19 protein-coding genes and 2 pseudogenes are annotated in these 20,652 nt (G+C 74.0%); 8 read left to right on the forward strand and 13 right to left on the reverse strand.

What is annotated here, in order from left to right; translation table 11 throughout:
* Positions 1-44: 44 nt before the first annotated feature.
* Positions 45-158: pseudogene (locus ABZV94_RS08395) on the forward strand (TetR/AcrR family transcriptional regulator); the annotation flags it as partial.
* A gap of 68 nt (positions 159-226) precedes the next feature.
* Positions 227-949 carry a winged helix-turn-helix domain-containing protein gene (locus tag ABZV94_RS08400; RefSeq protein ID WP_356338510.1) on the forward strand — a complete coding sequence of 241 codons (723 nt, stop codon included), beginning with the start codon at positions 227-229 and terminating at the stop codon, positions 947-949.
* A gap of 79 nt (positions 950-1,028) precedes the next feature.
* Here ABZV94_RS08400 and ABZV94_RS08405 read toward each other — a convergent pair whose 3' ends face one another.
* From ABZV94_RS08405 to ABZV94_RS08445, 9 genes and pseudogenes are all read right to left on the reverse strand, one after another.
* Entirely contained in the window at positions 1,029-2,111 is a 1,083-nt protein-coding gene (locus ABZV94_RS08405) for a Zn-dependent alcohol dehydrogenase (RefSeq protein WP_356338512.1), read from the reverse strand.
* Positions 2,112-2,126: 15 nt separating this feature from the next.
* On the reverse strand, positions 2,127-3,515 hold the full coding sequence (locus tag ABZV94_RS08410; protein ID WP_356338514.1) for an aldehyde dehydrogenase family protein: 1,389 nt from the start codon (positions 3,513-3,515) through the stop codon (positions 2,127-2,129).
* 156 nt (positions 3,516-3,671) lie between these two features.
* Positions 3,672-4,345 (reverse strand): annotated as a pseudogene (locus ABZV94_RS08415) (class F sortase).
* Positions 4,332-5,033: a hypothetical protein gene (locus ABZV94_RS08420; RefSeq protein WP_356338516.1), complete on the reverse strand. Its 702-nt coding sequence runs from the start codon at positions 5,031-5,033 to the stop codon at positions 4,332-4,334. Before ABZV94_RS08420 ends, ABZV94_RS08415 begins: the two are co-directional and overlap by 14 nt.
* Before the next feature lie 102 nt (positions 5,034-5,135).
* A complete protein-coding gene (locus ABZV94_RS08425) occupies positions 5,136-6,374 on the reverse strand; it encodes an MFS transporter (RefSeq protein WP_356338518.1) in 1,239 nt (412 codons plus the stop codon).
* 17 nt (positions 6,375-6,391) lie between these two features.
* A complete protein-coding gene (locus ABZV94_RS08430) occupies positions 6,392-7,780 on the reverse strand; it encodes a citrate:proton symporter (protein ID WP_356338521.1) in 1,389 nt (462 codons plus the stop codon).
* Between the two features lie 124 nt (positions 7,781-7,904).
* On the reverse strand, positions 7,905-10,145 hold the full coding sequence (locus ABZV94_RS08435) for a molybdopterin oxidoreductase family protein (RefSeq protein ID WP_356338523.1): 2,241 nt from the start codon (positions 10,143-10,145) through the stop codon (positions 7,905-7,907).
* 472 nt (positions 10,146-10,617) lie between these two features.
* Positions 10,618-11,235, reverse strand: coding sequence for a TetR/AcrR family transcriptional regulator (locus ABZV94_RS08440; protein WP_356338526.1), 618 nt, complete (start codon positions 11,233-11,235; stop codon positions 10,618-10,620).
* 96 nt (positions 11,236-11,331) lie between these two features.
* Positions 11,332-11,853: a hypothetical protein gene (locus ABZV94_RS08445; protein WP_356338528.1), complete on the reverse strand. Its 522-nt coding sequence runs from the start codon at positions 11,851-11,853 to the stop codon at positions 11,332-11,334.
* Positions 11,854-12,004: 151 nt separating this feature from the next.
* On the opposite strand from ABZV94_RS08445, the gene hmgA reads away from it, so the two are divergent.
* From hmgA to ABZV94_RS08460, 3 genes are all read left to right on the forward strand, one after another.
* Entirely contained in the window at positions 12,005-13,351 is a 1,347-nt protein-coding gene (hmgA, locus tag ABZV94_RS08450) for a homogentisate 1,2-dioxygenase (protein ID WP_356338530.1), read from the forward strand.
* 46 nt (positions 13,352-13,397) lie between these two features.
* Complete coding sequence (locus ABZV94_RS08455) at positions 13,398-14,144, forward strand: GntR family transcriptional regulator (protein WP_356338533.1); 747 nt, start codon at positions 13,398-13,400, stop codon at positions 14,142-14,144.
* Positions 14,145-14,246: 102 nt separating this feature from the next.
* The gene (locus tag ABZV94_RS08460; RefSeq protein WP_356338535.1) at positions 14,247-15,401 is read left to right on the forward strand and encodes a type ISP restriction/modification enzyme; all 1,155 of its coding nucleotides are present in this window, start codon (positions 14,247-14,249) and stop codon (positions 15,399-15,401) included.
* Here ABZV94_RS08460 and ABZV94_RS08465 read toward each other — a convergent pair.
* Together ABZV94_RS08465 and ABZV94_RS08470 are read right to left on the reverse strand one after the other, a co-directional pair.
* Complete coding sequence (locus tag ABZV94_RS08465) at positions 15,398-15,934, reverse strand: aminoglycoside adenylyltransferase (RefSeq protein WP_356338538.1); 537 nt, start codon at positions 15,932-15,934, stop codon at positions 15,398-15,400. The genes ABZV94_RS08460 and ABZV94_RS08465 overlap by 4 nt on opposite strands.
* Positions 15,931-16,653 carry a TetR/AcrR family transcriptional regulator gene (locus tag ABZV94_RS08470; protein WP_356338540.1) on the reverse strand — a complete coding sequence of 241 codons (723 nt, stop codon included), beginning with the start codon at positions 16,651-16,653 and terminating at the stop codon, positions 15,931-15,933. Before ABZV94_RS08470 ends, ABZV94_RS08465 begins: the two co-directional genes overlap by 4 nt.
* Positions 16,654-16,716: 63 nt before the next feature.
* On the opposite strand from ABZV94_RS08470, the gene ABZV94_RS08475 reads away from it, so the two are divergent.
* From ABZV94_RS08475 to ABZV94_RS08485, 3 genes are read left to right on the forward strand one after another with little or no spacing between them, the layout of a single operon-like run.
* Positions 16,717-17,673, forward strand: coding sequence for an ATP-binding cassette domain-containing protein (locus ABZV94_RS08475; RefSeq protein WP_356338542.1), 957 nt, complete (start codon positions 16,717-16,719; stop codon positions 17,671-17,673).
* The gene (locus ABZV94_RS08480; RefSeq protein ID WP_356338544.1) at positions 17,670-18,449 is read left to right on the forward strand and encodes an ABC transporter permease; all 780 of its coding nucleotides are present in this window, start codon (positions 17,670-17,672) and stop codon (positions 18,447-18,449) included. Before ABZV94_RS08475 ends, ABZV94_RS08480 begins: the two co-directional genes overlap by 4 nt.
* Before the next feature lie 47 nt (positions 18,450-18,496).
* Positions 18,497-19,693 carry a CaiB/BaiF CoA-transferase family protein gene (locus ABZV94_RS08485; protein ID WP_356338546.1) on the forward strand — a complete coding sequence of 399 codons (1,197 nt, stop codon included), beginning with the start codon at positions 18,497-18,499 and terminating at the stop codon, positions 19,691-19,693.
* A gap of 43 nt (positions 19,694-19,736) precedes the next feature.
* Here the strand turns inward: ABZV94_RS08485 and ABZV94_RS08490 are convergent, their stop codons facing one another.
* Both ABZV94_RS08490 and ABZV94_RS08495 read right to left on the reverse strand, forming a co-directional pair.
* Positions 19,737-20,006: a hypothetical protein gene (locus tag ABZV94_RS08490; protein ID WP_356338548.1), complete on the reverse strand. Its 270-nt coding sequence runs from the start codon at positions 20,004-20,006 to the stop codon at positions 19,737-19,739.
* A 126-nt stretch (positions 20,007-20,132) separates the two neighbouring features.
* Positions 20,133-20,652 (reverse strand): anti-sigma factor (locus ABZV94_RS08495; protein WP_356338551.1); only part of this gene is annotated, 520 nt, incomplete at its 5' end.

The raw sequence follows: 20,652 nt of genomic DNA on the forward strand, positions 1-20,652 counted from the left end.
TCGGCCGCCGCCGAAGCAACGCTGCCGCATGCCGGGGCATGAGCTACGGCGCGATGCTCGACGCCGGCCGGCCGCCCGCGCAGGCCACCTCCATCGGCGTCGGCGGCTTCATGGACGACGCGAGCGCCCAGGACCCCGCCGACTGCCCCCACCCCGGGCTATGAGGACGCCGGGGGCCGGCGGCACTTCGGCCGCCGCCGAAGTACCGCTGCCGCATGCTGGGGGCATGAGCACCGAGAATCCCCAGGCGGCCGGGCTGGCGGCGCTGGCCGGGCTGATCGCCGACCGGACCCGGGCCGCGTGCCTGCTGGCGCTGCTGGACGGGCGGGCGTGGACGGCCGGTGAGCTGGCCCGGCACGCCGGAGTGGCACCGTCCACGCTGAGCGAGCACCTCGGCAAGCTGGTGGCCGGCGGGCTGCTCAGGGAGGAACGGCAGGGGCGGCACCGGTACGTGCGGCTGGCCGACGCGCGGGTCGCGCAGGTGGTCGAGGACCTCGCCGCGCAGGTGCCCCCGGAGGCGGCACGGCGCCCTCCGCGCACCCTGCGCGAGGCGAGCGCCGGGGCCGCCATGGCCCGGGGGCGGACCTGTTACGACCATCTCGCCGGGCGTCTCGGGATCGTGCTCACCGACGCGCTGACCCGGCGGGGGCTGCTGCGGCAGGACACCGGATTCGCGCTGACGGACGCGGGGGTGGCGTGGTTCGCCGCGGCGGGGGTTCCCCTGGACCGCGGCGGCCGGCGCCCCCTGGCCCGCGCGTGCCTCGACTGGACGGAACGGCGACCGCACCTGGCCGGGGCGGCGGGGGCGGCGCTGTGCCGGCGGGCGCTGGAGGCGGGGTGGTGTGTCCGGGTGGGGTCGGGGCGGGCGGTCACGGTGACCGCGTCGGGGGAGCGGGTGTTCTCCGAGCTGCTCGGCATTTCCGGGCGGCCTTGGCTGCAGACCGGCTGAGGGGCCGGGGCACCGGGCCGGGTGCCGGTGCCGGCGCGGCTGCCCGCGCGGTCCCCCGCGTCCCTTCGGGGGCTCGGCCTCAGAAGACGACCACCGCTCGTCCCCCCTTCCCCGCCAGCATGTTCTCGAAGGCCTTCGGGATGTCCTCCAGGGTGATCCGGTCGGTGACCAGCAGCGAGAGGTCCAGACGGCCCTCCCGCACGTGCTCGGCCAGGAGCGGCACGTCACGGGACGGGTCGCTGTCGCCGTAGACGCAGCCGGAGAGGGTGCGGCCCCAGTGGAAGAGCTCCAGGGCGTTGAAGGTGACCTGCTGGTCCTTGCCGCCGATGCCGACGACAGTCGTCCGCCCGCCCCGGCGCGTGGACTCCCAGGCCGCCCGGATGGAGACCGCGCGGCCCACGCACTCCACGGAGACGTCGACGCCCTGCTTGCCGGTGAGGCCGCGGATCTCGCGCGGGGTGTTCTCGGAGGCGAGGACGTAGTCCGTGGCGCCGGCGGCGCGGGCCAGTTCCTCCTTCTCCGGGGAGACGTCGACGGCGATGATCCGGGACGCCCCCGCGATGCGGGCCGACTGCAGGGTGGCGAGACCGACTCCGCCGACGCCGAACACGGCGACCGTCTCGCCGGAGCGGACCCGCGCCGAGTGGTGCACCGCGCCGTAGCCGGTGAGGACGGCGCAGCCCAGGAGGGCGGCGTCCACCAGCGGCACGCCGTCCGGCAGCGGCAGCACGCAGGACGCGGCCACCACCGTCTCCTCGGCGAACGCGGCCACGTTCAGCCCGGGGTGCAGGTCGGTGCCGTCGGCCGTGCGGGCGTAGACGTCGGCCGCGCCGTTCAGCGCGTTCGCGCACAGCCAGACCTCGCCCAGCGCGCAGGCGTGGCAACGCCCGCAGGAGGGCGCCCAGTTGAGGACGACCGGGGACCCGGGTGAGACATGGGTGACGCCCTCCCCGACGGCGACGACCGTGCCCGCGCCCTCGTGGCCGAGGACGGCCGGGACCGGCACCCGCATGGTGCCGTCGGACAGGGAGAGGTCGGAGTGGCAGACGCCCGCGGCGGCGAGGCGGACCCGGACCTGGCCGGGGCCCGGGTCGGGCAGCTCGATGCCGGTGATCTCCAGCGGGGCGCCGATGGCGGGCAGGACGGCGGCTCGTACGGCCATGGGTGACGGAACTCCTCAGAACTGGAGGGACTTGGTCTGGAGGTACTCGGCGAGTCCGTGCGCGCCGAGTTCCCGGCCGACGCCGGACTGCTTGTAACCGCCGAAGGGCGCGAGGGGGTTGAACCGGCCGCCGTTGATGTCGACCTGACCGGTGTCCATGCGGCGCGCGAAGGCCACCGCCTCGGCCTCCTCGGCGGCCCAGACGGCGCCCGCGAGGCCGTACACCGTGCCGTTGGCGATGCGCAGGGCGTCCTCCTCGTCGTCGTACCTCAGGACCGACAGGACCGGGCCGAAGATCTCCTCCTGGGCGATGGTCATGTCGGGGGTGACGTCCGCGAAGACCGTCGGGCTGACGAACCAGCCTCGCTCGCGCGGGGATTCGGGGCCGCCCGCGACGAGCCGGGCGCCCTCGGCGATGCCCTTCTCGATGTAGCCGCGCACCCGGTCCTGCTGCCGGGCACTGACGAGCGGTCCGATGCGGTCGCCGTACTTGGCGGCGGCGGTCGCGGCGAGTTCGACGGCCTCGGCGTACCGGTCGCGGTGGACGAGCATGCGGGTCCAGGCGCTGCACGTCTGACCGGAGTTGGACATCACGTTGGCGACACCGACGTTCACGGCCTTGGCGAGGTCGGCGCTCGGCAGGATGACGTTGGCGGACTTGCCGCCGAGTTCGAGGGCCACCTTCTTGACGGCGGCTCCCGCCACCGCGCCGATCCGCCGGCCGACGGCCGTGGAGCCGGTGAAGGAGACCAGGTCGACGCCCGGGTGCTCGGCGAGGGCCTGGCCGGCGACCGGGCCGAGGCCGGTGACCAGGTTGAACACGCCCCCGGGCACGCCGGACTCGTGTACCGCCTCGGCGAACAGTCGGGCGGTGAGCGGGGTGTTCTCGGCGGGCTTGACGACGATCGTGCAGCCGGCGGCGAGGGCCGGGGCGACCTTGGCGACGATCTGGTGGAGGGGGTAGTTCCAGGGAGTGATGGCGCCGACCACGCCGATCGGCTCGTGCAGGACCGTGGAGTTGCCGACCTTCTCCTCGAAGGGGTGGGAGGCGGCCAGTTCGGCGTAGGAGCCCGCGACCGCGATCGGCACGGCCGCGTGCACGGCCTGGGAGAACGGCAGGGGCGAGCCGAGTTCCGCGGTGACCGTCTCGGCGATCTCGTCCTTGCGGGCCACGAGGGCGTCCCGGAGGGCGGCCAGGCGCGCGGCGCGTTCGGCCGGGGGCGTGGCGGCCCAGGCGGGGAGCGCGGCCCGCGCGGCGCGTACGGCGGTGTCGACGTCCAGGGCCGAGCCGGCCGGGACCCGGGCGATGACCTGCTCGTCGGCGGGGTTGACGACCTCGATCTCGTCCCTGCTCTCGGCGGGGCGCCAGGCGCCGTCGATGTACAGGCCGTCGTGTGCCTTCATTGCTGTGTCCTCCCGGCGGGTCCGCGTCGTCCGGCACACAAACTAGCGATGATAGTTTTCCTGCGCCAGACATTCCCGGGCCGCGGACGCCCCGGGACATCATCGCGGAAGGACCGGCCGGTGCGGGCGGGGCGTCCGCACCGGCCGGTCCACCGGTCACCTGGTCGCGGTCAGATGGGCGAAGACCACCACGTTGCTGGTGTAGCCGGTCCGCCTGCTGAACAGGCCGCCGCAGGTGAGCACCCGCAGTTCCGGGCGTCCGGTGGCGCCGTAGACCTCCTCGTCGGGGAAGCCGGCCTTGTCGTAGACCTTCACCCGGTCCACGGAGTAGACGGCGGTACGGCCGTCCGCCCGCCGGACCTCGATGGGCTTGCCGGGCCGGACCTGGGCGAGCCCGGCGAAGACGGCGGGCCCGGTCCGGGTGTCGCGGTGGCCGACGGCGACGGCGGTGCCGGCCTCGCCGGGCGTGGGGCCGCCCTGGTACCAGCCGACCAGGTGCGGCCGGTCGACGGGCGGTGTCTCCAGCTCCCGGTTCCGGTCGAGGCGCAGCGGGGTGATCGGGGCGTCGATGCCCAGGGAGGGGACGCGGAAGGACGTCGGCCGGGACCGGGGCAGCGGGCGGGGCGGCGGCGCGGAGGGGCCGAGGCCTGCTCGGCGCCGGCGGAGTCCTTGCCGGCCGCCACGGCGTGCGGCCCGGGCCCTGCCGCCGCGCCGCCCGCCCCGCAGCGCGAGCCCACCGTCACCAGGACGAACACCAGCAGGGCCGTCCTGGCGAGACGGTAGGCGCGGGTCCGGTACCAGGGCCTGCGTCGGTACCTACGCGGCGCCATGGGGACGCCGGCGGATCAGCCGGATGTACAGGACACCGCAGACGGCGACCAGGCCCACCGCGCCCGCGGCGGCCACCGGGGCGTAGGCGGCGGCCGTGTCGATGAGACCGCCCCCGCCCGCGTGCACCCCGCCCCTGGGGCCGTCCTGGTCGCTCTTGCCCCAGGACGCGTCGTTGTCGTGCCGGCCGTCGGAGTCGTCGTGCCGGCCGTCGGAGATCTGCCCGCCCGGGCCGTGCTCCCCCTCGTGGCGCCCGTCCTTGCAGTTGACGTGGAAGACCTTCTCCTTCAGGGCGGCGGGGGTGCCCACGAGCCAACTGATCTTGTACTGGCCGTCCGAAAGGCCCAGCGCGTCGGTGTGCCCGGCACCCCCGGCGAGCTGGATGGTGCCGGCGACCGTGGCGGCGGTGGAAAGCGGAGGCTGCGGGGTGATGGTGTAGGCGATGCTGGTGAGCGTGTCGAAGTTGACGGCCTCCAGATAGAACCTGCACACCACGGGATCGTCCTTGGCCGACCCGACGAGCGGCGTTCCGTGGAGGTGACGCTCGTCGTGGATCCTGATGTCGCCGTTCTCCCCCTGGGCCACCGCGCTCGGCGCCGCCACCCATGACGCGCCCGCCGCGGCGAGGGCGGTGAGGACGACTGTGGCGCCCGCGCGGGGGCCGACGGCACGTGGGGTCATGGTGGGCATGCGCGATCCTCCGAGTTCAGACGATTTTCATACAAATCGCTCGTTCGCCTGGACTCTGCTTCATGGGCCGCGCGGCCCACGGCACTGACGCCCGACGCGCCGTCAGAGATCGCTCGTGCGGCGCAATCCCGGGCGCTTCGGCCGCTTCCCGGTCACCCGCCCGGACGACTCCCCGGGCCGGCCCGGCGAGCGCAGCGCCACCCCCGACGACACCAGCAGCAGCGCCCCCAGCATCACGAACGGCGCAGCCACACCCGCCAGACCGGCGACCAGGCCGGCGGCGGCCGGGGCGGCGACCTGGCCCAGCCGGTTGCCGGTCAGCCGCAGGGCGAGCGCGGTGGAGCGGGCCTCGGCCGGCGCGGCCTGCACCACCGTCGTCATCGACAGCGGCTGGCCCACGCCCAGGCAGAAGCCGAGGACCGTGAGCATCACGCCGAGCGCCCACACCGGCACCGGCAGCGCCACCCCCGCGCAGAGCAGGGCCGCCAGCAGGCAGGTCACGGTCAGCAGCGCGGGCCGGCCGAGCAGCCGCAGCAGCGGGGTGAGGACGAGCCGGCAGGCGATGGTGGCGCCGGCCCGGAGGCTGAGCAGGACGCCGATCACCGAGGGCGCGATGCCCCGGTGCTCGCCGACCACCGGCAGATAGGCGGTCAGGATGTCCGTCGCCGACAGCACCGACAGGCTGATCAGCATGCCCGCGGGCACGCCCCGGGCACGCAGGATGCCGCCGACCGGCACCCGCCCGCCGCCGCGCGCACCGGTGTCGACGGCCGTACGGTCCTCGATGCGCCACAGGGAGGTGAACGCGGCCGCCGCGCCCGCTCCCGCCACGACGAGCGCGAGCGCGCTGCTGCGGGCCATGTCCGGGCCGCCGATGAGGGCGCCCGCGGCGACGGGGCCGATGAGCTGACCGAGGGAGGCGCCGATGGTGAAGTGGCCGAAGTTGCGGTCCTGTTCGTGCGGTGCGGACTGGCGGGCCACCAGCGACTGGGCGCCGATCACGAAGCAGAGGTGCCCGAGCCCCATCACCCCGCTCCACAGGGCCATCGCCCACAGCGAGCCGGCGAGCCCGCTGAGCGCGCAGCCGGCGGCGATGAGGACCACGCCGGCCGGCAGCAGGGGCGCGCAGCGGCCGTGGTCGGTGCGCCGGCCGAGCGGTACGGCGGCGAACAGCGGCAGCAGGGCGTAGACACCGGCGATGACACCGACCGCCCGTTCGTCGGCGCCCAGCGCCAGGGCCCGGTAGGAGACGGCGGGCCGGGCCATCGACACCGCCCCCTGCGCGCAGCCGAAGGCGATGACGAGGCGGAGCAGCCAGCCGCGGTTCCCGCCGGGCCCCATGTGTCCTCCTGGAGAGATCAGATGATGCCGAACAGGACGCCCGCTCCGAGCACCACGAGGGAGGTGAGCGCGGCCCACTTGACCACGAACCGGGTGTGGTCGCCGAACTCCACCTTGGCCATGCCCACCAGGACGTACACAGCCGGCACGAGCGGGCTGGACATGTGCAGCGGCTGGCCGACGATCGAGGCGCGGGCGATCTCCACGGCGGAGACGCCGTGCGCCTGGCCCGCCTCGGCGAGCACCGGCAGGACACCGAAGTAGAAGCCGTCGTTGGACATGAAGTAGGTGAGCGGGATGCTCAGCACGCCGGTGACGACGGCCATGTGCGGGCCCATGCCGTCGGGGATGTTGTCCACCAGCCACGTGGCCATGTGGTCGACCATGCCGGTGCCCTGGAGGACCCCGGTGAAGACGGCGGCGGCGAAGACCATGCCGGAGACGTTGAGGACGTTCTCGGCGTGGGCGGCGATCCGGGCCTTCTGGTCCGGCATGTGCGGGAAGTTGACGGTCAGGGCCAGGGCGGCGCCGAGCAGGAACAGCACCGGGATCGGCAGCCACTCCATGATCATGGCGGTGAGCAGGACGACCGTGAGCAGCGCGTTGAACCAGTAGAGCCTGGGGCGCAGGGTGGGGCGGTCGGGGTCCAGGCCCTGGAAGCTCTCGCCCGCGGGCTCGTCGGGCAGGCCGGCGCCCGGGCCGGAACCGCCGGTCTTCTGCACGCCCTTGCCGGCACCGGCGCCGACCAGCACGGTCTCGGTCTCCTCCACCAGCACCTCGTCCAGCGTGAGCACACCGAGCCGCTTGCGCTCGCGGCGGCCGAGGACGTAGGCGAGGGCGAAGACGAACAGCAGGCCCATGGCGAGGGCCGGGATCATCGGCACGAAGATGTCACTGGCGTCGAGCTTCAGCGCGGTGGCGGCGCGGGCGGTGGGGCCGCCCCACGGCAGCGTGTTCATCACGCCGTTGGCCATGGCGGCGACGCCGGTCATCACGACCAGGGACATCTTCAGGCGCTTGTACAGCGGGTACATCGCCGAGACGGTGATCATGAAGGTGGTGGAGCCGTCGCCGTCCAGGGAGACGATCGCGGCGAGGACCGCCGTGCCGACGACGATCCGCAGCGGGTCGGCCTTGCAGAACTTGAGAATGCCCCGCACGACCGGGTCGAAGAGGCCGACGTCGATCATCACACCGAAGTAGACGATCGCGAACATGAGCATCGCCGCGGTGGGGGCGAGGCCGGTGACGCCGTCGATGACGTAGTCACCGAGCTTGGCGCCCTTGCCCACGAACACGCAGAAGAGCGCGGGTATGAGCACGAGCGCCGCGATCGGCGACATCTTCTTCAGCATGATCAGGACCAGGAAGGTCGCGATCATGGCGAAGCCGAGGATGGTCAGCATGAGTGGATACCTAACGTTCGCCCTTGAACATCCCACCTGGGGGTCGGCGGTGCGATGACGTTAGGTCCGTTCAAACGGCGTTAACAAGATGTCGACGTGCGAGCAATAAGCGCAAAAGTCCAGGTCACGGCTGTGCTACGACCGCTGCGAGCTCAACGGGTACGCCGTTGAGGACCGCGTTGCCCGACAGCGGGTCGAGCAGGCTGCCGTCGAGCAACTGGTTGACGTTGACGCCGGGGTCGGTGGAGGCGTGGCTCAGCCGGGTGCCGGGCCGGTCGTGGCCCCAGCCGTGCGGCAGGCTCACCACGCCGGGCCGGACGCCGTCGGTGACCTCCGCGGGAACCACCACCTCTCCCCCGGCGCCCTTCACCCGCACGTCCGCGCCGTCCCGGACGCCGAGGCGGGCCGCGTCCTCGGGATGGATGTGGACGGTGCAGCGGTTGCTGCCGCCGGTGAGCGCCGGCACGTTGTGCATCCAGCTGTTGTTGGAGCGCAGATGGCGGCGGCCGACGAGGACGAGGCCCGCCGGCCGCTCGCGCAGCGCCGCGCGGAGCCGGGGCAGGTCGCCGGCGATGGGCCCGGGCAGCAGCTCGACCTTGCCGCTGCGGGTCTTCAGCGGCTGCGGCAGACGCGGGCGCAGCGGGCCGAGGTCGATGCCGTGCGGGTGGGCGAGCAGCTTCGCCAGGGTCAGCCCGTCGGGGCGGGCGCCGAAGCCGTCTCCGTACGGGCCGAGGCGCAGCATCATGTCGAGCCGCCGCTCGGGGCCGTTGTCGCCGGTCAGCTGCGCGGCGAGGTCGTGCGGGTCGCGGCCGTGCACCGGCCCGTGCGGGTCCTGGACGGCCTTGCCGAGGGTCTGGTCGATGACCATCGCGTCGACGGCGCCGGGGTCGGCGCCGTGCATCCCCGTGGCGGCCAGGATCAGCCGGGCGAGGATCTCGGTCTCGGCCATGCGGCCGGGCTCCAGCGGGACGGCGGGGCGGGTGTAGCGGACCTGGTTGCGCACGGCCAGGGTGTTGAAGGCGAAGTCGTGGTGCGGGCTCTGGGAGGGCGGCGGCGGGGGCAGGACGACGTGGGCGTGGCGCGAGGTCTCGTTGAGGTACGGGTCGACGCTGACCATGAAGTCCAGGGCGTCCAGGGCCTTGTCGAGCCGGTCGCCGTCGGGTGCGGAGAGCACGGGGTTGGCGGCGACGGCGATCAGCGCGCGGACCGGTGTGCCCTCGTCGGTCGCGGTGTCGATCTCCTCGGCGAGCGCGGAGAGCGGCAACTCCCCCTTCGCCTCCGGGTGTCCGCTCACCCGCGAGTGCCAGCGGCCGAGCGCGAAGCCGCGGCCGGGGCCCGCCGGGCGGGGCGTCTTGTCGGTGGCGGCCTGCGGGAAGAGCGCGCCGCCGGGCCGGTCCAGATTGCCGGTGAGGATGTTGAGGACGTCGACCAGCCAGCTGGCCAGGGTGCCGTGCGGGACGGTGCAGCTGCCGATGCGGGCGTAGACGGCGGCGGCCGGGGCGGCGGCGAGTTCGCGGGCGAGGGTGCGGATGACGCCGGCGTCGAGGTCGCAGGCGGGCGCCACGGCCTCGGGAGTGAAGTCGCGCAGGGCGTCCCGGAGTTGGGGGAGGTCTTGGACGTGCGGGGCGAGGTGCCGCAGGTCGGCCAGGTCCTCCTCGAAGAGGGTGTGGGCCAGCGCGGCGAGCAGCAGGGCGTCGGTGCCGGGGCGTATCGCCAGGTGGCGGTCGGCGAGTTTCGCGGTGCGGGTGCGGCGCGGGTCCACGACGGTGAGCCGGCCGCCGCGCGCCCTGAGGGCCTTGAGCCTGCCGGGGAAGTCGGGGGCGGTGCACAGACTGCCGTTGGACTCCAGGGGGTTGGCGCCGATGAGCAGCAGGTGGTCGGTGTGGTCGAGGTCGGGCACCGGGATGGCGTTGGCATCCCCGAACAGCAGTCCGCTGGAGACGTGCTTGGGCATCTGGTCGACCGTGGAGGCGGTGAACAGGCTGCGGGTGCGCAGGGCGCCGAGCAGGACCGGCGGGTAGAGGGCGCCGGCCATGGTGTGCACGTTGGGGTTGCCGAGGACCACGCCCACGGCGTCGGGGCCGTACCGCTCCACGACCGGGCGCAGGCCCGCGGCGACCGCGTCGAAGGCCTCCTCCCAGGTGGCCTCGCGCAGGCTGCCGTTCTCCCGGACGAGCGGGGCGCGCAGCCGGTCGGGGTCGCCGTCGACGGCACCGAAGGCGGCGCCCTTGGGGCAGAGGAACCCCTTGCTGAAGGCGTCGTCCCGGTCACCTCGGGCGCCGGTGACGCGGGTGCCCTCGATGGTGAGGGTCAGCCCGCAGGTGGCCTCGCACAGGGGGCAGATTCGCAGGGCGGTGCGGGACACGGGTCCTCCGGAGGGTCGGCGACGGGGTCGCCCGCGCACGGGCGGGCGGACCGGCTGGGCCGAGCATACCGACCGGTATGCCCGGAGGGGAGGCCCCGCGCACGCCTCGTCCGCCGGAACGCTCCCGCCGACCGGCCCGGACCAGTCCGTCGGGTGCGGGGCGGTACTCCAACCGCCCGGCACCGGACCCCCGGGCGACAAGCTGATCCAGCGGCACCGGGCGTCAGACACCAACCCGGCCGACCCATACCGCTCCCCCGCCGGACCCCCGGGCGGCACACCGACCCACCCCCACCGACCACCAGACACCAACCCGGCCGACCCATACCGCTCCCCCGCACCGGACCCCCGGGCGGCACGCCGACCCACCCCCACCGACCACCAGACACCAACCCGGCCGACCCGTACCGCTCCCCCGCACCGGACCCCCGGCCGCACCGCCGGACGGCATACCGCTTCGGTCGGCCGCGCCTCAGTCCAGTACGCGCGCCAGGTACGCCCGGAGCAGTTCCCGGGTCTCCGCGATGACCGCCTCGTCGCCCTGCGGGTCGATCCGGAAGGCCAGCTGGACGAGGGCGTCGGCGCTCTCCACGGCGACCAGGAACACCCGCCGCAGGTCCGTGTCGGGGGTGCGGCCGAGATAGCCGGCGAGCAGGTCGGTGAGCCGGTCGGCGACCCGGGTGTTGGGCTCGGTGTGACGGGAGCCGACCGGGATCTGGTTGCCGAAGTCCACCAGGGAGAAGCCGGGCGCCGTGCGCTTCATGCCCAGGTACTCGTCCAGGACGGCGTCCATGGCGGCCCGCCAGTCCTCCTGGCCGGCCTTCCTCAGCCGCTCGGTGACACGCTCGGTGTACCGCTCCAGGTTGCGCTGGGCGAGGGCGTCGGCCATCTGCCGCTTGTTGCCGAAGAAGCGGTAGACCGAGCCGATGGGCACGCCCGCGCGCTGCGCGACCGCGCGCGTGCTCAGGGCGTCGTAGCCGACCTCGTCGAGGAGTTCGGCGCAGGCGTCCAGGATCCTGGTCAGCCGTTCGGCGCTGCGCCGCTGGACGGGCGCGCGGCGGAGCGATGTCGCGTGGGGCACGGGCTTCATGATGCCTTTCCGCCGGGGTCCGGTGAACCTCCCCCCACAGTACGGAGACGGGTGGCCCGTGCACTCATCTGCCGGGGGCGCCGTTCCGGCCGGCGCTCACCCCGTGCCCGTCTCCGCGTCGGACACCGTGATGTCGGCGGTGCTCTGGACCGGTTTGCCGCGGACGGCCCACACCGTGCCGTCGTCGGCGTACAGGCGGGCGGTGATGTGGTGGGTGCCGTGCGGGACGCGGTCGGCGGCCAGGTGGTACGCGGGTGTGCGCAGCCGGGCGACCCGGTGGCCGTCGACGAACAGGTGGGCGAGCCCGCGGCCGATGGCCGCGGCCGGCCGGGTGCCGGGCGCGGAGAGCCGGAAGTGGCGGAGGGTCAGCCGGACGTCCCAGCCGCCGGCCGAGTCGGGGGTCACCTCGACGGCGACCTCGGGGGCGTCCCGCTGGGGCACCTCGCGCAGATTGCGCCCGGTCTCGTCGGTGTCGTCCAGGACCTCCCCCACGGGCGACGGCGAGACGGTCGTTCCCCCGTGCGCCTCACCGCTGGTGCAGGCCGCCGCTCCGAGCGGCAGCAGGACGCACACCGCGAGCGCGGCGAGGGGCCCACGCGTCCACTTCGTCCACGACATGACGGGGAGCGTAGAGCAGCGCCCCGGCGCCGCGGATCCCCCTCAAGTCTGGTTCCGGCCCTACCCCGGAGGGAGGATCACGCTCCCTCTTGCGCGGACCTCCGCTCATTCCTACGGTGATGCATAGGAATCGGGAGCACAAGGAGCGATGATGAGCGATGGCGGCACCTCCCGCGCGAGCGTGTTCGAGCGTGGGGGAGCACGGAAGACCGCCGAGGGGCTGTCGTATCTGACCGGGTTCGGCAACGAGCACGCCTCGGAGGCGGTACCGGGCGCCCTGCCCGAGGGCCGCAACTCGCCGCAGCGCGCGCCGCTGGGCCTGTACGCCGAGCAGCTGAGCGGTACGGCGTTCACCGAGCCGCGGGCGCACAACCGGCGCTCCTGGCTCTACCGCATCCGCCCCTCGGCCGCGCACCCGGCGTTCACCCGCACCGGCAACGGCGCGATCCGCACGGCGCCCTTCACCGAGGCGGTGCCCGACCCCAACCGGCTGCGCTGGAACCCGCTGCCCGAGCCCCCGGCCGGCACCGACTTCCTGGCCGGTCTGTGGACGCTGGGCGGCAACGGCGACGCGACCCAGCGCACCGGCATGGCCGTGCACCTGTACCACGCCAACGCCTCGATGGAGCGGGTCTTCTCCGACGCCGACGGCGAGCTGCTGATCGTTCCGGAGCGCGGCGGGCTGCTGCTGCACACCGAGTTCGGCCGGCTTCACGTGGAGCCCGGCCATGTCGCGCTGATCCCCCGTGGGGTGCGCTTCCGTGTGGAGCTGCTCGATGAGTCGGCCCGGGGCTATGTGTGCGAGAACTATGGGGCGCCCTTCCGGCTGCCCGACCTCGGCCCGATCGGTGCCAACGGCCTCGCCAACCCCCGGGACTTCCGGGCGCCGGTGGCGGCGTACGAGGACGTCGAGGGGCCGGTGGAGGTGGTGAACAAGTTCTGCGGGAACCTCTGGACGGCGACCTACGACCACAGCCCCCTGGACGTGGTCGCCTGGCATGGCAACCATGTGCCGTACGTCTATGACCTGCGCCGGTTCAATGTGATCGGCACCATCTCCTACGACCACCCGGACCCCTCCGTCTTCACGGTCCTGACCTCGCCGTCGGACACCCCGGGCCTGGCCGGCGTCGACTTCGTGGTCTTCGCGCCGCGCTGGCTGGTGGGAGAGGACACCTTCCGGCCGCCGTACTTCCACCGGAACGTGATGAGCGAGTACATGGGCCTGATCGAGGGCGCGTACGACGCCAAGGCGGAGGGCTTCGTGCCCGGTGGCGGCTCGCTGCACAACATGATGTCGGCGCACGGCCCCGACCGGGAGACGTTCGACCGGGCGAGCGCGGCCGAGCTGAAGCCGCAGAAGCTCGACGACGGGCTGGCGTTCATGTTCGAGACCCGCTGGCCGGTGACGCTCACCCCGCAGGCGGCAGGCGCCGACCACCTCCAGCAGCGCTACGACGACGTGTGGCAGGGACTGGAGCGGCACTTCAGGGGCTGACCGCCGCCGTTGCGCCGAACGTTCTTCGCCAGGTACGGATAGCCGCGTGACCTCTTTCGCCCCGGATTCGATCGTCCTGAACCGCAAGCTGCCGCTGTGGTATCAGGTGTCGCAGTCGCTGCGCGCCTCGATACTGGGCCGTTCCCCCGAGGCCCCGCTGCGCCTGCCCACCGAGGAACGGCTGGCGGAGCACTACGGGGTGAGCGTGCTGACCATGCGGCAGGCGCTGAAGGAGCTGGAGGACGAGGGCCTGATCAGCCGGCACCGGCGGCGCGGCACGTTCATCGAACCGGGGGCGCGGCGCGGGGCCCCGGTGCGGCTGCTGGGCTCGGTGGACGCGATCGTGGCCCAGCAGTCCGGGATGATGACCGAGCTGCTCGACCACGGTCGGGTGCCGGTGCCGGCCGGGCTCGCCGAGTACTTCCCGGATCTGGCGGAGGTGGCGGCGTACCACCGGCTGCGCAGCGACGAGAAGACCGGCGAGCCGACCAACCACGCCGTCAACCACGTCCGCCCCGAACTGGCCGAGGGCATCGACCCGGACGACCTGGTCCGCTGGCCGATGACCAAGGTGCTGCGGGACGTGGTCAAGGCGGACATCAGCCGGATCACGGACACCGTGGAGGCCCGGCTCGCCGACCCGGAGACGGCCCGGCTGCTCGACGTGCCGCTGCTCAGCCCGATCCTGCACTACACCGGGGTCACGTACGACAGCGGCGGCCGGGTGCTGGACGTGGCGGTCATCCACTACCGGGGCGACCGCTTCTCGTTCACCGTCACGCTCGACGCGTGAGCGCTCCGCCGCCTCAGCGGGGGCCGTCCGTCGTCCGCGGGGCCGCGGTGGCCGACAGCGCGGTTCCTCGCGCCCTTCGGGGGCGCCACCCGCTGTCGTAGCATGCCGTGCGTGACGCACGACGACGCTCCGCTGCTGGCGGACCTCATGCCGTGGTCCGTCGCACCGCTGCGGCCGGGCCGCGCCTGGCCGACGGCACCGGACCCGGCCTCGCTGAGGGCTCGCTGGGACGCGCTGCTGAAGGCCGAGGGCCCGGACCGGGAGGCGCTGTTCGAGCCGACCCGCGCCCGTACGCTCCAGTCGGCGGTGGGCCAGCTGCCGGGTTCCCCCGCCGGCACCGAGCGGCTCGCGCGCGCCGAGGGGCCCTGCCCGGAGCCGGTGCGGGTGCTGGCCGCCCCCTTCGACGAGCAGTGGCTGATCCCGGACCACCGGCTGATCGACACGGCCCGCCCGGAGCTGTGGCGGGTGGCGGACGCGCGACAGGTGTTCACGGTCGAGACGGGCGACGCCCACGCCCCACTGCTGGCGACCGCGCTGCTGCCCACGCTGCGCCCGGGCCGCGTCCGCCCGCTCTACCGCCGCCCCGGCGGCACGGAACCGAACCTCGCCCCCGGCCTGCTGGACCATCTGACGGCCCGTCTCGGCACGCGCCCCTCCGCACCGGACGTGCTCGCCTGGATCCTCATGGCGGCCGGTCCCGGCCTCACCGTCCCCCTCACCGACGACCCCGGACTGTGGGCGGCCGGCGTGGAGGTGGGCCGCCGGGCGCTGTGGCTGATGCGCCGGGACGGCGAGCGCCCCCGGCTGCCGGGCGGACGGCGCCCGTACGTCCGCGCGCCCCTGCCGAGCCGTCCGCTCACCCTGCACTACGACCGCGACGAGGAGACCCTGCACCTGGACGAGGGCCGTATCTCCCCGGTCCCGCCCGAGGCCTGGGACTACGAGGTGGCCGGGGCACGGGTCCTGGAGAGCTGGTTCGCGGTGCGCACCGCGCCGGCCGAGCCGGGCACGCTCGCCGCGATCCGTCCCGCGACCTGGCCGCAGTCCTGGACGTCGGAGCTGCTGGAGCTGATCACGGTCCTCGCCCTGCTGGCCGAACTGCGGCCCGTGCGTGACGAGTTGAAGGTGACGTCACCGGTCACGGCGGCCGAGCTGCGGGAGGCGGGCGTCCTGCCGGTGCCGGAGTCCTCCCGCCGCCCCGCCTCGGTCCTCGACCACCACGAGGAGGGCCCGGACGGGCAGTTCGCGCTGCTCTAGCCGCTCGTCCGCCGGCGCAGGGCGGCCTCCAGCCGGGCGATGTCCCCGGCGTCCTTGGCGCGGCGGGGCCGGGAGGGGTCCCAGACCGGCATCATGCGCTTGATCTCGATCTGGACGCGCGGATCGACGATCGGCGCTTCCAGTGCACCGATCCGGCCGGGTTCGGCACCGAGCAGCCCATCCGGCCAGGGGGTACCGGCCCAGGGCCCGCCGGCGACGGTCACCCGGCCCCGCGCGTCCCGGTCGACCAGGGTGAAGCTGCTCTCCAGCCCGTCCTTGACGAAGTCCAGCTGGAGGTCGGCGGGCGGCCCGGGCACCGGGGTGTGGCCGAGCCGGGCGAGGGTGGCGGCGAGCGGCGCCGCGTCCTTCGCCCAGGCGAACCAGTCGATGTCCCCGTGGTCCCGGGTGACCTCGCCCAGGCAGAAGTCCACGGCCCAGCCGCCGCGCAGCCACAGCGGGACGCCGTCGGCCCGGGCGGCCTCCAGAACCCCTGCGATCAGGTCCAGCTGGCGCCGGGCGCGCTCGTGGTTCACCGGCTCCGCCGTGCGTGGTCGAAGGAGTCGAGGACCCGCTCCACCGCCCGCTCGAACACCGCCTCCAGGTCGACCGGGCCCGGGTCCTCGCTGAACGCCGCCGCCATGCGCGGGTAGGCGCCGGAGGCGATCTGGCGGCCCAGGTAGTCGATGCGGACCGCGTTCTCCTCGTCCTGCGACCACGGCAGGGCACGGGCCCGCTCGGCGGTGTCGAGTTCGTTGCGGACGTACGTCGTCACGACGCCGTTGAGCATCGCGATCAGCTCCAGCTTGGTGCCGTACGCCGCCTCCAGCGGGTCCAGGCAGGCCAGGCAGTGCTCCAGGTAGCGCAGGGCGTGCGGGCTGAACCCGTGGACGGGGGACATCAGGCGCGGCAGCCACGGGTGCCGGTGCATCAGCTCACGCGTCCGGCGGGCCACGCGGCGCATGTCGTCGCGCCAGTCGCCGCTGGGCTCCCACAGCTCGTGCTCCGCACTCACCGCGTCCACCATGAGCTCGTGCAGGTCCTCCTTGCGGGGGACGTAGTTGTACAGCGACATGGTGCCGCAGCCCAGCTCGGCCGCGACGTGCCGCATCGACACCGCGTCGAGCCCCCGCGCGTCGGCGATCCGGACGGCGGCGGCGGCGATGTCGTCGCGCGTGTACGCCGGTTTCGGGCCCCGTCCGGCGCGCTCGGGGCGTGCCCAGATCACTTCGGGAACGGCCCCTCGGACTGCCATCGCTCATCACCTCGGCCACCATCCTAGTTACGTACACCGTACGGAGTGCGATATGGTCCCGGCATGACGACTACGTACGCTGTACTTAGTGAAGGTCTGGAGAAGCGCTTCGGCGCCGTACGGGCCGTGCGCGGGTTCGACCTCGCCGTGGCCGAGGGCACGGTCTGCGGGCTGCTGGGCCCGAACGGGGCGGGGAAGACGACGGCGGTGCGGCTGCTGACCACGCTGCTGCGCCCGGACGGGGGCTCGGCGCGGATCGCCGGGCACGACCTCGTGCGGGAGGCCGCTGCCGTGCGGCGCCGGATCGGGGTCACCGGCCAGTACGCCTCCGTCGACGGGGACCTCACCGGCCGGGAGAACCTGCGGCTGTTCGCCCGGCTGCACCGGGTGCGCGGGCCGGCCGCACGCGCCGACGAACTGCTGGAGCGCTTCGGGCTGACCGAGGCGGCGGACCGGAAGGCGGCGGTGTACTCGGGCGGCATGCGGCGCCGGCTGGACCTCGCCGCGAGCCTGCTGCGCCGTCCCGACGTGCTCTTCCTGGACGAGCCGACCACCGGACTGGACCCGGCCAGCCGCGCCCGCATCTGGCAGGCGGTGCGCGAGCTGAAGGCGGACGGCACGACCGTGCTGCTGACCACCCAGTACCTGGAGGAGGCCGACCGACTGGCCGACGACATCGCCCTGGTGGACCGGGGCCGGGTCGCCCACACCGGCTCGCCCGCCGAGCTGAAGGCGCTCATCGGGTCGCAGGTGGAGGCGGTCGTCGCGGACGCCGGCGCGCTGACCCGGGCGGCGGCCGTGCTCGACCGGCTGACCGGCAGCGAGCCGGTGTTCGACCGGGAGCGCGGCGCGGTCGGCGCGGTCACCACCGATCCGACGCTCACGCTGCCCCGCCTGGTGCGGGAGCTGGACGCGGCCGGTGTGCCGTTGCTGGACGCCAGCATCCGGCCGCCCACCCTCGACGACGTCTTCCTGCGGCTCACCGGTGAGCCCGCCGGCACCGGGGAGCGTGCCGCGTGAGCGCGTTGGCGTACGACGGACTGGCGATGGCGGGCCGGCAGCTGCGCCGGGTCCGCAACAACCCCGGCCTGGCGGTCCTGACCCAGCTGATGCCGGTCAACATGCTGCTGTTCTTCGGCTACGTCTTCGGCAGCGCCCTGGCGGTGCCCGGCCGCGAGTACCGCTCCTTCCTGGTCCCCGGGCTGCTCGTCGCGACCGCCGCCGGCGGGCTGATGACCGGCATGTTCCAGGCCGCCCAGGACACCCACCGGGGCGTCATGGACCGGTTCCGCACCATGCCGGTGAGCCGGGCCGCGGTCCCCCTCGGGCAGGCCGTCGCCGACCTCCTCGTCACGACCGTCGGGACGGTGCCGCTGCTGCTGACCGGGCTCGCGGTGGGCTGGCGGATCGAGGGATCCGCGGCCGGGGCGGCCGGTGCGGTGGGGCTGCTGCTGCTCTTCCGGTTCGCGTGCACCTGCGCCGGGATCCTCCTGGGTCTGCTGTCCCGCAGCGAGGACGCCGCCGGGCAGCTCGGCGCCTCCTCCTTCGTGCTGCCGCTGCTGTCGAACGCGTACATCCCGACCGGCAACCTGCCGGGCTGGCTGCGCGCGCTCGCCGAGTGGAACCCGATCAGCGCGGTGACCACCGCCCTGCGGGACCTCTTCGGCAACGCGCCCGTCCCGGAGGGCGCCGCCTGGCCGGTGGCCCATCCGGTCGCCGGGTCACTCGCCTGGAGCCTCGCCCTGACCGCGGTGTTCCTGCCGCTCGCCGTGCGCAGGTACGCACGGACCGGGTGAGCCCGCACTGCTGACAAAGCCGCCGGTCAGGGGAGATCATCCACCCCATGGATCATCTCCCGCTGCCGCTGGACGGCATCACCGTCGTCGCCGTCGAACAGGCCGTGTCCGCGCCCTTCGCGACCCGGCAGCTCGCCGATCTGGGAGCCAGGGTCATCAAGGTGGAGCGGGTCGACGGCGGCGACTTCGCGCGCGGCTACGACACGGCGGCCCGCGGTCTCGCCTCGCATTTCGTGTGGTGCAACCGCGGCAAGGAGTCCATCGCGCTGGACCTGAAGGACCCGCGCGGCCTGGACGTCGTACGGCGGCTGGTCGCGGACGCGGACGTGTTCGTGCAGAACCTCGCGCACGGCGCGGCGGCCCGGCTCGGCCTGGACGCGGCCACCCTGTGCGCCGCGCACCCGCGGCTGATCGCCGTGGACATCTCGGGCTACGGCGGCTCGGGGCCGTACGCGGACAAGCGGGCGTACGACATGCTGGTGCAGTGCGAGGCCGGGCTGGTGTCGGTGACCGGGACGCCGGAGCGGCCGGTGAAGGCGGGCATCCCGGCGGCGGACATCGCGGCGGCCATGTACGCGTTCTCCGGTGTGCTGGCCGCGCTCGTGCGGCGCGGGACGACCGGGCGGGGCGGGCCGGTGGAGGTGTCCATGCTGGAGGCGCTCGCCGAGTGGATGGGCCATCCGCTGCACCACGCGCTGCACGGCGGGGAGCCGCCGGCCCGCACCGGGCTCGCGCACGCCGTGATCGCGCCGTACGACGCCTATGAGACGGCGGACGGTGGGCGGGTGCTGCTGTCGGTGCAGAACGACCGGGAGTGGCGACGGCTCGCGGAACAGGTCATGGGCCGCCCGGAACTGGGCACGGACCCGGCGTTCGCGACCAATGCCGCGCGGGTGGCGCACCGGGAGCGGACCGACGCCCTGGTGGCGGGGGCGCTGGCGGTGCTGGACGCGGAGGAGGCACTGGCCCGGCTGGAGAAGGCGGGCATCGCGTGTGCCCGGCTGCGGGACGTGCGCGAACTGGCGGAGCATCCGCAGCTGGCGGCCCGGGAGCGGTGGCGTCAGGTGGGGTCGCCGGCCGGGCCGCTGAAGGCGCTGCTGCCTCCCATCACGCTGCCGGGCGGGGACGAGGCACGGATGGGTGACGTGCCCGCGCTCGGACAGCACACCGGAGCGCTGCTGCGTGCCGTGGGGATGACGGACGACGAGATCGCAGCGCTGCGCCGGGACGGTGTGGCGGCCTGAGCGCGGGCACCCCTGCTCGGGGTCAGGGGGCCCTGCGAAGCGGTCAGTGACCGCCGAACAGCGAACGGCGCAGCCGGCGCAGCGGCGCGAAGAGGGAGACGCGGCCGATCCGCGTGCCCCGGTCACTGCGCTGGCGCACGGAGTCACGCGCCGTCAGTTCGCGCATCAGCGACGTCGCCTCGACCGTCTCCCGCTGCGGTATGGCGGGACCCGCCAGCACCGACAGATGGCGGTCGAGCCGCGAACTGGTCGCACTGCTCCCGCAGGTGATCGCAGGGATCCTGGCCCTGCTGCGCACTGTTATCTGCTCCATGTCACTCCCCACCCGTACGAGTCCACCCGGCCCGGGCAGGGTAACCCTATCGTCCCGGTGGGGCACGCGTGTATCTCGGCCACAGGATTCACCTTCCCCGTAAGGGGGTTGATCACCCACCTTTGACTACTCTCCGAATCCGACCGATTTCAGGGTGAGTTGGACAATGGGCTGACCGGTGGGCTGCGCTGATCCTCCGTCAGGCTCGACGGTCACGGCGAGTGACGTCGAGGAGGCGTCGAGCCCCTTGGCGACCAAGGGCGTGTCGCCCGCGAGGAGGCCCAGGGAGCGCGGTTGCACCCGGGGCCGCATGAGCCAGAGCTGGTGTACGCGGCCGCCGGGCGGGGTGCCGTACCCGCTGAGGGTGACGACGGCCTCCCGCTCGGAGGCGGAAGCGATTACTCCGATACTGCGGCCGCGCGCGTCCTCACTGCTCACCGCGCGGGCGTCCGGAGCGGCCAGAACGTGGGCGATCTCACGCGCCCGGGTCCGCTCGGCGGCGAGCCGGTCCTCGGTGCGGTGCGCCTGGACCGCGAAGAGGGAGGCGACGACGAGCGCCGCCGCGGCGGTGACCGTGGCGAACGGGACGAAGAGGGGGCGGCGCGTCCGGGGCCTGCGGGCGCGGCCCGGCGGGGGCTGGGTGCCC

Origin of the sequence: Streptomyces sp. NPDC004658 (assembly GCF_040609555.1) — a bacterium.
Classification (GTDB): Bacteria; Actinomycetota; Actinomycetes; order Streptomycetales; family Streptomycetaceae; genus Streptomyces.